Origin of the sequence: Harryflintia acetispora (genome assembly GCA_004340125.1) — a bacterium.
Classification (GTDB): domain Bacteria; phylum Bacillota; class Clostridia; order Oscillospirales; family Ruminococcaceae; genus Harryflintia; species Harryflintia acetispora.
In genome coordinates, this window is record SLUK01000004.1 from 46,226 (window position 1) to 58,900 (window position 12,675).

Genomic DNA, 12,675 nt, shown 5'->3' on the forward strand with positions numbered 1-12,675 from the left:
CTAGGGCAGCGCGACGGGGATGTCTTCAGGGTCTTGCGGTTCCTCGGGCGGCGGCTCGGGTTCGGAGGAGGAATCCTCCTCCTCGTCCTTCGAGCTGCTGCCGAAGTCCCAGATGTCGTCAGGTACGATCACATCCGGCTTGGAACTGCTGCTTGAGCTCTCGCCTCCACCGGAGGAGCTGCTCTCCGATCCGCTCGAGGACGAGCTGCTGTCGGAGGACGAGCCATCCGAGGATGTGCTGCTGTCCGAAGAACTGCCGGAGCTCGAGGAGCTCTCGTCCTGCGAACTCGAGGATTCATCCCCGGAAGAGCTGGATTCGTCCGTCGAGCTGCTGCTCACGTCCTCCTGTGGAATTTCTTCCTCAGGAGGCGTGAAGACATACAGCGAACGGCTGCTGTAGCTCGGGGAATCGAGCAGGCTGTAGCTCGCAGCGCTTGCCGAGTCGGTGCCCGTCGAGATGTCCCCGATAGAGAAGTCGTCGAGCATACCGGTCTGGGCTTCGGGCGAACCGGAGTCAAATTCACCAGTTCCGATAACTGCCGGATCCTTGGTGTAGTCTCCCTTCACCTGGACGCTGAACTTGTAGTAGAACGGGTCGTGCGTGCCGGAGGCATTGGGCTTACCCACTCTGTCGAGGCCGCTCGTGCGGGCATCGTCCACTCCTTCCGACTGCCTCTGCGGGTCGTTGAGCGGAATGCTGTAGCTCTTATCGGTCTCGTTGGTAACCTCTACGATGACTTCTGAACCATCCGTATTGGTTACAACACTAAAGTTTGCCTTGGCATCCATACTCTTATAGAGCTTGAGCATGAAGTTACCCGCGAAGGATCCGGTGTATTCCACCGTCCAGTTGGCTGTCGCCGGATCGGTAGACCCGTCGATGCCGCTGGTCTTGACCGCCGCGCTCGCGTCGTCAAGCGGGTAGACCGGGAAGGTGATGTCCGCTGCCTTGAGCTGGACGAACGTCTTGGTGGTCTTGCTGCGCTGGTCGGAGGTCAAGTAGAGGGTGTTGCCCGTGGTGACGCCTGTGTTGTCCGGCGTACCGAGCGCCCTCAGATTGAGCACATACACGCCGCTCGCGCTGCCGTCCGGATGCTGCTGTGCATAGGTTTCGATGTCGGACGCCGCATCGTAGCTCGTCGCTGTAATTCTGCGGGCCACGACCTCGTCGGCCGTCGTTCCGGACTCTGCGTTCGCTTTGTGCTGCAACTGGGTGTAGTAGGAATTGGAAGCGTCCACATTGGAAATCGCATTCCAGCCCAGCGTGACCTTATCGGTCTCATAGACCGGCTCGTTGATCTGCGGTGTGCTGAGCTTAGAAAGGCCTATCGGAGCGGTCGTGGCGGAATCCTCGTACTTATCCTTGAGCGCCGTATCCGCCTTGGTCCGCATGCTTACCTGGTAGGCCAGGTTCGGCGTAGTCGCCGCATTCTTAAACATCTCCGCAATCGGCAGCACGTATTGCTTGGTGCCCTGTCCGGCAACCGGAATGGTCTGGTAATCGAGCCAATTTGTGCCATCCGAGGTCCACTTGAGGACTATTTCGTATCCGGTGATTTCATTCTCGTTAGCGGCCACGATATCCCAGTTGACCTTCACCTCCGGCGTAAAGTCGGCGATGCCGTTCTTGTTGTTGTTGGTTGCCGTCAGGTTGACGTTCTTCGGTGCCTCAAGAGTGGTGGCGTTGTACAGCCGGTTGTGGGCGTCGCTGACGTTCTCGGTGTTGACCGCACTGTTATAGGTATGGGCCGTAACCTTGAACTGATAGTTGCCCTTCTGCGAGAAGACATTGTCGATCTCGATGTAGTTACCGGCTGCGGAAATCTGCGCATTGGTAATGTTCTCGCCGATCTTCGCATATTCGCCATAGTCTGCCCCGTCCAGGGCCTTGAAGCGCATTTCAACAGAATAGCTCTTGGCTCTCGGGTCGGTGGTGATCGGCAGTTTGAGCTTGGCGCCGTCCTTCTCGATTGTCTTACCGGCAGGCGGCGTCGGCGCGGCCAAACGGCCCGCGTCGAGGGTGCCGGCCGCAACGCCGTCGATCGTCAGCTCGGTGTTGCCGTCCAGGACCTTCGAAGAGGTATCCTTCAGGCCGGTGACTGTTCTCACGAAGTGGGCTTTGCCAGCCCTGAAGTCATTCAGGGTTTCGAGCTGGAAGGTGTAGAGGTGGTTCGATTTTCCGGCGTCCGCCGAGCCGTTATCCACGCTGTCCGTGAGATCGAACTCGCTGACGTTCTCGAGTTCCTCCTCCAGCACCTTGCCGCTGTTCCCGCTCAGCGTCAGCTTGAAGCGGGTGGCGTTGCTGTCCGTACTGGTCCACTGCGCCTTAACTTGGTCGTTTGTGCCGTTGTTGGTCATCTGGAACCACGGGTTCTGTACCGGCGAGACCGGGGTCAGCGCTTCGGTGGTGACCGTCGCGGCCGCCGAGGTCAGGTGAATTTCTCCGCCGGCCTCAATCGGGGTGGCATCGCCAATGGTGCGCAGGTAGACGTCGAACGGTGCCGCAATGCTTGCGCTTTGGTTGGCGTTGGAGATCAGGTTATCGATCCGCGCCGGACTGTGCATCCCGCTGCTCCGTGCACTGTCTATCGGACTCGATGTCCCTTGGCGCATGACCAGGACGTTGTTGCCGTTGGTCACGTCGCTGGTGAAGTTGACGAAGTACTGCTTGCCGTCAGCGTCGGTGCTGAAGGCCGGGTCAGCGGCAACAGGTGCCTTGTAGCGGAACGCCCGGATGGGCAACGTCTCGCTTCTGAACTGGGAAATGTTGCTGCTGTCCGGTAGGGCGACAACCTTGACGCTGTAGTCGCGCGCGGCCGTCGTCTGCGCGGTGATGTCCACCGACATGTAGCCATCACTGCCCGCAGAGGCAGGTCCGCTTACCTTTTCAGTCTTTGTATCGCCGTCCACGACGTAGCTGATTTCCACTACGTGGGAGGCCGCTGCCGCAGTATTGCCGCTGGCTACGCCAGGCTTCCATCTCGCGGTGACACTCGGGAGAGTATTCGCGTTAGAGCCGTCATCGGTGATGGTGCCGTTTTGCAGAGTAAAGTCAGTCGGTTTGGCGACCGGGTTGCGGGTCACCTCGACACTGGTCTGCGCCTTCTGCACGCCGTAGAGCGCGCTGTTATACGCGACAGGGGTGACATGGAATTCATAGGTCTTGGTGCCCGGCAGGTCGAGGTACTTGTTGATGTCGATGGTGATATTCTTACCCGCTGTATCGGTCCAGTCGGTCCAATCAATTGCATCCACGCTGTCAACATGGGCACTGGTCTTGATCGTATACTTGACCGCATCGTTATTCTGTTCCTTGACCACAATCTCATAGGAATGTACCCGTTTATCAGTGTTGGTGAGACTGAGGGTATAACTTTCGTCGGTATTCGTCACCAAAGCGTCCGGCTTGGGTAGCAGCACTGACTTCACCGGGTTCATAGTCAGCGCGCCGGCGGTACCCTCCTGCGCCAAGGCAGTGGGATCGGAATCCACCGTCTGCTTGGTGAAGTCGCCCTTGGCGACGACCTGGAAGCCGTAGCTGTGCTCGTTCTGGTTGTCGAGGTAGCCGCTGACCGTGGTCAGGTCGAGCTCGGTCACACCGCTGGCAACTGTCACCGGATCGCCGAACTTAACGTCATCCTTATATAGGATAACTTCGTAACTTCTCGGCGCCACAGCGCCACTCTGAGTCCAATGGGCCACCGCCCTGCCGCCGGTGATGTTCAGCGGGGTGATGTCGATGGACAGATCGATCGGGGTGGCTTCCTTAGAGAAGGAGGTCGCCGCGTTCGCGTAGGTAATGTCGGAGGTCAACTTGATAATACTCCGGCTGGTACCCGGCGCACTCTGCTTATCGCCCGACTTACGCACACCGAGGCGGAAACCGGTAGCCTCCGAGATATGCCTCGTCACATCGATCGGATAGGCCGTTGTGCTCGTGATGTTCTTTTCAACAATCTCGGCTGCCAGCGACCCGCTGGTTTCCTTGTCGACCTGGTAGGTCCATGCGCTGTCCAGATCGAAGGAAAGTTTCGCGCTGTCCTCGGAGAAGCCGAGGGTCGCGCTGGCCGGCTTGCTCAGCTGCTGAACGGCGAGCGGTTTATCGGATTTCTGCTCGACGAAGAAGATGCTCTCCGCCTTCGGGACCGCCGTAACACTGAACTCATAGATTCCGGGCGTCTCGACGGCGATCCTGCTGCGGATGTTCTCTACCGTCGCCGCAAGGTCGGCCTTAGGCGATACCGTGAAAGTCGTTTCCGTTCCGCCGTCAACGGAGTAGGAAATCCGGTACTCCTTGAGCATGGCGGCCGCGCCGTCGTTCGGGGTACCCTCGAGCTTCATCGTCATATTGACGGGAGACGTCACCTTGAGGTAATCGTCCGTGGAGGTGTCGCCCACCGCCGCCGAGAGCGCGAGGTTCGCCGCGGATGCCTTGTTTTCTCCGAGATAGGTAAACGGATACTTGTAAGTCCGGTTGTCCGGCGCCTTGATCTGCACCGACGAGCGCAGCTTCGGATTGACCGGGTTGGCCGTGACGGTACAGCTGAACGCGGTATCCGCCTTCAAACCGGCCGTGCCGCTGCCGGTGATATCGAAGCGGTTCTTGTTGCCGGTAACCTGAGTAGCCGTGTAATTGGTCGGGCTGCTCGGATTGACCGTAACGTCGACCTTGTAGCTCTTCACCACCGGGTTCGCCTCGGTGTCTTCGGTGTTGGTGATGGCGAGATAAGCCTTATTGTTGGCCATATCCGGCTCGTCCTTCGCGGTGAAGGTATTCAGCGGACCGCTCATCACGGTCGGGCTGACCTCCTCGTCGGAGGCGAGGTAATGCTCGTCGGGATTGCCGTCCACCACCAGCTGCATGGCGCGGGAAACGCCCACGCAGTAGTGGTTGGTCACAGCCGGGTCGACCCAGCTGTCAATCGGTTCGTCATTGGACGAAACCAACTGGCTGGACCCGGCAACCAGCTCACCCTTGCGGTCTTGCTGGGTACCCTTATAAACATTCAGGTTATACTGTGTCCCGGCCGGTACGTTCGCCGGCAGGGTCCAAGTCGCGTTGACCACACCATTCTGCCTTTCAGCATCTGTCTGCGCCTCGGTGCGGATCTTGACGTCAGTCAGGGCCGGCCATTTCTTGAGCTTAAAGCTGGTGCTCGCCGATGCTGAGGGCAGCATGATGGTACCGCTGTCCGAAACGGGCCTCTGGCCGCGGGCGAAGACAGAAACGGTGTTGTCCACCGCGGTATCCACGCCGGCGTCCATCTGCTTGAGCTGTTCGGTGATCGACCGGGTTACCTTCACATCGGAGATCTTGTTGACCAAAACCGGATTGATGGCAGGCTTTGAGAAGGCGATCTTATAACCGCCGTTGCCCGTCACGCCGGCCCACTCGAGGGACAGGTCGGTGTTCGTCCACTTCTGCTCCAGATTCTGCGGAGCCGCCAGGCGGGTGACGTACTGCTCAACCACCGCCGAAGAGGTGTGGCTGGCATCGCTGCCGACCAATACAAGCTGGGCGGTGATGACATACTCGCCCGGATCGCTCATAGCGGTGAGCTGGTAAGCGGTCGTTTCGCCCGCATTTGCACCCACGGTCACGGTGCCGAGTGTATTGCCGGAGCCCTCCGAGCTGCCCGGGGTGTAATCCGCCTTGTTATAAACCTTGAGCTCGAGCTGGGCGCTGCGCCCCTCCTGCTCCGGCCAAGTCGCCTTGGCGGTCGGGATCGTCGCATTGTTGTCCGGGTCAAAGTTCACGACAATGGTCGGTGCCTCAAACGGCGTAATGTCCTGGGTATAGTCCACATCCGCCGTGCCCTCATAGGTCGCGTTGACCGCCGCGTTCTTCGGCGTCGCGCTCACCTTCAAGGTATACGGCGCCGACATACCGTCGCCCGCCGCCTGGCGCAGGATTCTGGCGATGTCGATCGAGATGTTACCGTTATCCGGCACCTCGACCGGCTGAGTGGTATAGCTCTTGCCCGCATCAGAATCGGTCAGCTCAACGGTGTAGCTCGCCGCGCGCCGGTCGGGGGTAAAGACCAGGTTAATGCCGTTGTCGGTCTTGATGTTCGCCTCGGTCAGCACCGGCTTGACGAGTCTACCGCCGTCCACCTGCCCGGTGGTTTTTTCGTCCGAATCGAGCAGGAACTGCGCGAAGCTGCCGACATAGGAAACCGCCGCGCGGTAGTTCTCCCTCGTCGCCGACTCCTGATCAATCGCCGGGCTGGTCTGGCCGAAGGTGTAGGACGCGCCGCCGGTCTCGGTGTCAAACTGGCTGCTCGCTCCGAGGACGTCGGTGATCTTCAGCTTTTCGCCGGAGGGCGCGTAGACCCTCATCTGGTACTTCGGCGTATAGCCGGTATGGCCGGCCAGCGAGATCGGATCGGACCAACTGATCTTGGCCTTGCTCTCACTCGCCAGGGAGGTGATGTCGAAGCTGGCCGTACTGGGCGCATCGAGCTTCTGGATCGCTTGGGTCCTGGTAGCAGAATTGTCCGAAGTCAGGGTCGCACCGCTCTGGGTACTCTTATTCCCCACCGCCGCCGCGCTGGCCGTATAGGTCCCGGCGCCGTTGGCCCGGATGGTCTCCTCACTCAGCTCGAACTTCACATTGCCTTCGGTATCCGCATTCTTCTCGGACATACCGATCGTCGCGTTCTTAAAGCTCAGATTTACTTTATACTTCTGAACGCGCTCGCCGCTGAAGTTGATGGTAATGGTCTTTCTGCCGTCGTCGCCCACGAAACAGGGGTCGGCCGGCGTCGGCGCCGCCAGACGAGTGACCTTGAAGACGCTGCTCAGCGCAGACGAATAGTAGCTGAGATCGCCTTCCTGAGCCAAGGCGCGCACCGTGATCGAGTAGTCGCCCGCGGTCTTGGTCAGATCGGTGATGTCGGCCGAGTAACTGCCGTCGGCATTCTTCACCGTCTCGACCTTCTGGCCGCCGAGCCGCACCTCGTAGCCGCCGAACTTGCCCGCCGCAATCGCTTCATTGACAACCGTGCCGTTGGCGATCCGCAGGGTGGATCTGCTCTCGTAGAGGTTGGCTTCCTCGGTGTGTAGCGAGAGATTAGGTACATCAAGCTGCTTGATCGAGGGATCGGCGCTCAGATCATAGTAGACATCGGTCGAATCATTCGCCGCGTTGATCAGCGGGTTGTAGGGATTGGCAATCACATTGATCGTAAACTGGGTGACCGGAGCCGCGGCCGGGCCTGCGACGCCTTCGCCCAAGGTGGGGTTGACATGGGAGTAGATGATATCGGTGATATCGACTCCCACATCCGGATCAACGGTCCTCACCGTCACGCTGTCCAACACCTCGACGAAATTGCGCTTATAAATTTTGACCGTATAGCTTTCCACCTGCTTGGGATCCAAGGGCTTACTGCTGTCGGTGGACATCTCGGTCGGGAACTTGACCATGACTCTGCCGGTATCGGGGTCGAGCGCGGTTACAATATCATTGGGTGCAAACTGTTTAAACTTACCGCTGCGCACCGGGGTCAGGGTCGAAGCTTCCTGATAGGCCGAGCCGAGAATCCACTCCGCCTTCGTTGCACCTTCGGTTTCGGGCAGATCGTCCGCCACCCGGATATAGAAGGTGTTGTCGCGCTGCACCTCGCCAGGCTTAATCCAGCTGCTTACGTCGAACGAGGTAACCGGCCGGTTTTCGCCATCCTTGGCGTTAATTGTACCAGTCTCCGTCGACTCGGAGATGTCCTTTTTAACGAACTTGTATTCGTACTTCAGCGCTTTGTTGTTTCCGGTCCAGGTCGCGTTGACCGCAGTCTGCCCCTCGGCATAGCTGGTGTCGATCTTTACGTTCGGAATGACCGGAGCCTTATAAATATCCTGCTGGGCTCTCTCACTGTCCAGGGAATTGAGGATCACCCAATTCTCCGGGTTTGCGGAACTGCCCGTGCTCGGGCTGCCCAGCGCACGTACAGTGGCCAGGTACCGGGTGGTCACGCCTTCAACCGCATTTGCAACCATGTCAGAGGTGATATCGATCTTGCCGCCGCCGGTTGCGGTCTCGTCGACCACGGCGTTGGCCGCACCCGTATAGGTCACGATCGCCTGGTACTTCTGCCCGGCCTCGCCGGTATACTTAAGGGAAATCTTGCGGCCGCTGGAGCCGGAAACCGCCTCATATTCGGGCGCAGCGGGCTGAGCCAGCCGCCGGATGTTGACAATCGCCACATCCGAATCGCTGACTATGGCCTTATTCGAGATCGCCTGAACCTTGAGCCGGTAGTCGCCGCCGGCCTGATCCTGCGCAATGTTGAGCTTGATCGAAATTTCCCCTCCGGCAACCGCTTCCAGGCTGCCGGTGTAAGGATTGGCTACCTGCGTGCCATCGGTTCCGTCTGCGTTGACGTTGTACAGCTCGACCTTATAGCGGTCGAAGCCTTCCTCCAACGTGGCGGGAACGGTCCAGCTCGCCGTGACGGTCGCGTGGCTGTCGGAAGCGAGCCCCTCCACCGTGACGCCGGGCGTGTTGAGCTTGCCCATCTCATAGGTGAGCGAGGCAACATCTGAATCGGTATTCAGGTGGGTGTTGCGCGCGATCGACTTGAGGGTGACATTGTAGGTATATGCCTGATCCGTCTTAACCGCGCCTAAGAACACCATCGGCGGCGCTGTGCAGGTCACATCGGGAAGCGCTTCTTCGTTGCGCCTGATCGTGCCGTCGTACCGCGCGGCGCGATCGTCGGTGGTGAAGCCGGAAATTGAAAGATCGTCGCTTTCAGGCGTTGCCGAGCCGCCGGACGGGGTCTTGAGCTTGCCGGAGACCGCCTGCTGCTTGGTGGGCTCGGTGTTGTCCACGCTCTTGCCCGGGTTTTCAGGCGCGAGCATGCCCTGGTTGCCCTTCGCGGCGAGGTCTTCCTCGATGGTGACCTCGACGGTGTAGGTCATGGTTTCAGTGGGATTGACCACACGGTTAGGCTCCGTTCCGCCGGTGCCCTTCCCGCTGACGTCCTTGGTCTGGGCATTGGCCACGTTATAACTCGTGGTTCCAGCCAGCGTCCCGGCGGTACCCTCGCCGACATAGTTGTAACGGGTCACAACATAGTCGACATGGTCATAGCCGGCCGGGCCGGTCCAGCCCGCGACAATCGCGGTGTTGAGATTTTTCCGCGAATCCACCTCCACGTTGGTGGGCGCCTCGAAGCGTCCCAGCACGTAAGGCCTCGTGGTTACAACGGACTCCACGGAAGGCAGATAGGTCTTATTGTTGGTGTGATTGACCGCACGGACCGTAGCGGTGTAGCTGCCTACGCCGCCGGCCTTGATCTTATCGGTGACATCCAGGCTGTAGGCGCCGCCGCCAAGGCTCTGGATGCCCGTCTTAATGGTCTGGGAGGTAGCGCTTTCGCCCGTCCCCTCGGTGAGGGTGACAACGAAATCCTGCTCGGTCAGGCCGGGCAGATTATCGCCATAGCCGTTCGAGAAGCCGAGGGTAATCTTCGTCTTGGTCGAAGTGAACGAGACGTTCTCCGGCCTCTTGTAACGGCTGATCTTCGCGGTGCCCGGGTCGGAATCGACCTCGGTCAGGCTGTCCGGATCGGCCAGCGCGACCACGCTGACTTGATATTCGCCTGCGTTTTTCAGCGCGTCGGTCACGTCACAGGTGTACTTGGGCGGATCGCTGCCATCGCTCTCGATGACATAGTCCACGCCGGCCACAGTATTCTCCCCGAGCTTGACGCTCAGCCTATAGTCGGCGGGCGTGGTCCCGGAAATACCGGTCCAGGAAGCGGTAGTCGTCCGATCAATCCCCTGAAGAGGATCGGTTGTGAGGGTGACGGTGGGCTTCGCCCGCTTGGCCACGCTGATGGTGGTGTTGCCGCTGCTGATTCTGCTCTCATTGGAAGAGGCGTTGAGCAGGCTGTTATAAGGCTCGGCGGTGATCAGCACGGTATACTGCTCGCTGGTTTGGCCCGGGTTCGCCGCGAACTGGGCTTTCAGGTCTCCCATGACCGCTTCCGTCACATCGTAGCCCGCGCCGTCCGAGGCCCCCAGGGTGAGCGGCCCGACGAGAGTCTGGGCAGAGCTGTTCTGGATGGTCACGCTGTAGCCCTGGATATTGGCGAGCACTCTGTTATCGGTAACCGGCGAGAAGGTGAGCAGGACCTCATTTGCATCGCCCCGCGCCAGCTTGACGCTCGAGGGGGCGACCTGCGGCAGCTTGCCGCCGTAGACCTTCCCGGTGCCGGAGACCGGGGCGGTGCTCAACGGGATAAACCCACGGCTCAAATCCTCCTGCGCGGTGACCCGTGCCGTGTACGGGCTCAGGGTGGCGCGCGCCTGGTCGATCGCCTGATCTTCCAGGATCCAGGTGCCGCCGGTGGCCTTTTCATAGGTGACGGTCACTTCGGTGTCACGCAGCACCTCGACCTTGTAGGGCGCCGGGGCCGGCAGCCCGCCGTCGGCCGGGGTATAGGCCCATTTCGCCTCGGTGATGTTCTCGGTGGTGGGAGGCGCGTTGATGGTTGGCAGCGGATCGCTCTCCACCTTGGTCTTATAGATTTCCACTTCCGGGCTGCTCTCGGACCAGGCCGAGCTCAGGTAGCCGTAGCTTACGCTGTCGCCCTCGGCGCGCACCGCGACGGCATATACACCGCTCGCGATCGCGCTCTTGCGCAGCGTCGGGGTGACGTCGGCGCTCGTCTGCGCCTTTGCCACAGAGATCGTCTCGCCCGCCACGTCCACATAGCTGGCACCGTCCTTCTCTTGCAGCTTGACGGTGTAGCCGCTGTTTTCACGGCTGCCGTCAACCCAGCTCCAGGAGGCCTTAATCTGATTGTCAGCCCCGCTGGCGCCCGCGGCCGGCAGCGTGAAGCTCAGGCTACCCGGCGCCGCAAGACGCGCGGTGGAAGCAGATCCCATATCCGAATCGGATTTGAGCAGGCCGGTGCCGTCCGTCACCTGAATCTTGGCCGTGACCTCGACGGTGTAGCTGCCCGGCTGGGCAGTGAGGGCGCTCAGATCGACGTACCGCTTGTCGCCGTCGGTCAGAACCGAACCAGACAGGTCGGTGGATACTTCGGCGCCGCCGCTGTTATCCTGATACTTCAGCGTCACGGTGTAGCCGTCAATGTCGGCCACCTCCGCCGTGGGCGGGGTCCACTCGGCGCGCACCTGGGTCTGGCCGTCGCCCGAGGCCGTGATCTTGACCTGCGGTGTGGACAGCTTCTGGATCACCATCGGGACGCTCTTGGTCGCCGGCGAGGAATCCGCGCTCAGGCTGGTATTGCCGGACACGCTGGTGATGGTGATCTGATAGCTCTGGCTGAAATTGATGTTGTTCTTCAGGTGGTCATAGACTTCCTTGAGCTCCACCTCGCCGGACGCGCCGGCGGCCAAGGTCTTGGTCGCCGAGGCGATCTGGGTGCCACCCGCCTTGACCACTACCTTGTATTCCTTGATGTTCCCGGAGAGGTTGCCGCTTGCCACAGCCTGGAAGGTGACCCTCATGCTCGGCTCGCCGCCGTCGTTCATAAAGGGCTCCATCCCTATACTGTCGGCGCTCACCGACGGCAGGATACCGCCGTAGACAAAGACGCTGTCGTCAGTCGGGACATAGTTCTTGTCGGCGATCACGCCGCGGCTCAGGTCATCCTGCGCCTTGACGCGGATCGAGTACTTGGTCGGCACGGACTCGCGGGTCTCCTTGACCACTTCGCTCAGGTCGCTGCTGGTGCCGACGGTGAAGCCGCTGGTCAGCGGATTGATACCGCGCCAGAGCTTCATGTCATACTTGGGCGTATAGTCCGCCCCGTCCATGATGAAGGTCTGGACATCCCATCTGCCGAAGACCTGGTTATCCGCAGTGTCGAAGCGCACGTTCTGCACCGGGCCCAGCTTATAGACCTGATACACCTCGCCGGTCTGGACCGCGGGCGCGCTGGAAAGGGTCTTCGTCCCGTCGCCGACCGCCTGCACGGTGGCCGAATACTTGCCGCTGGTCGCCTGCGCCTCATCGCGCAGGTCCTCGGTCAGGGCCTGGTACTCCACATTTCCGGCCACGGTATAGGTCAGCGCGGAAAGATAGCTGCCGTCCTTTGCAATCTGCACGCGGTAGTTTTCTGCCGCCACAGTGGTGTTGGTGTCGGTCCAGTAGGCGCCGATGGCGCTCTTGTCCGCCTGGTAGCCGACGCCGATCCCGGTGGGCTGGCTTAGGCGGGTGGTCGATACCGGCAGGGAAACGTTCGGATCGAAGCTGTCTGTCTTGTCCGCGCTCGGGATCACCTTGACCGTGTAGGTGTAGGTGCCCGCCGCCGTGATGTCCTCGAGTTCGTCCGCCGCCGTGATCGGCAGGTCGTAGACGACCTTTCCGGGCTCGGTGGGGACGGTCTTCAGCGCGGTACCGGTGGCCGAATCGCCTCTGTAGACCTCGAAGCTCCCGGCATCGACCGAGACGCCCGAGACCTTCAGGTAGGTGGTGGCGTCATGGTCGCCCGCCTCGCCGTCGGTGTAGATGCTCAGCACCGGGCGGTCGAGCTTTTCCACGCCGACCTGGGTCTTGACGCCGACCGGCACCGACTTGGTGTTGAGTCCGGCGTTGACCGGGTTGGCCACCACGCTCACCGTATAGTTCGCCTGCGAATCGATGCCCGCATGCGGCACAAACACCGTTGTGAGGGATGCGTCGAGAGTCTCGCCGCT

1 protein-coding gene (running past one end of the window) is annotated in these 12,675 nt (G+C 60.6%); it reads right to left on the reverse strand.

All coding sequences use genetic code 11. The features are described from left to right. Positions 1 to 12,675, reverse strand: the end of a protein-coding gene (locus tag EDD78_RS05985) for a fibronectin type III domain-containing protein (protein WP_132084320.1). It continues 17,637 nt past the right edge of the window; 12,675 of the gene's 30,312 nt are visible here — the last part of the coding sequence; the start codon falls outside the window, past its right edge — the gene reads right to left on this strand; its stop codon occupies positions 1 to 3.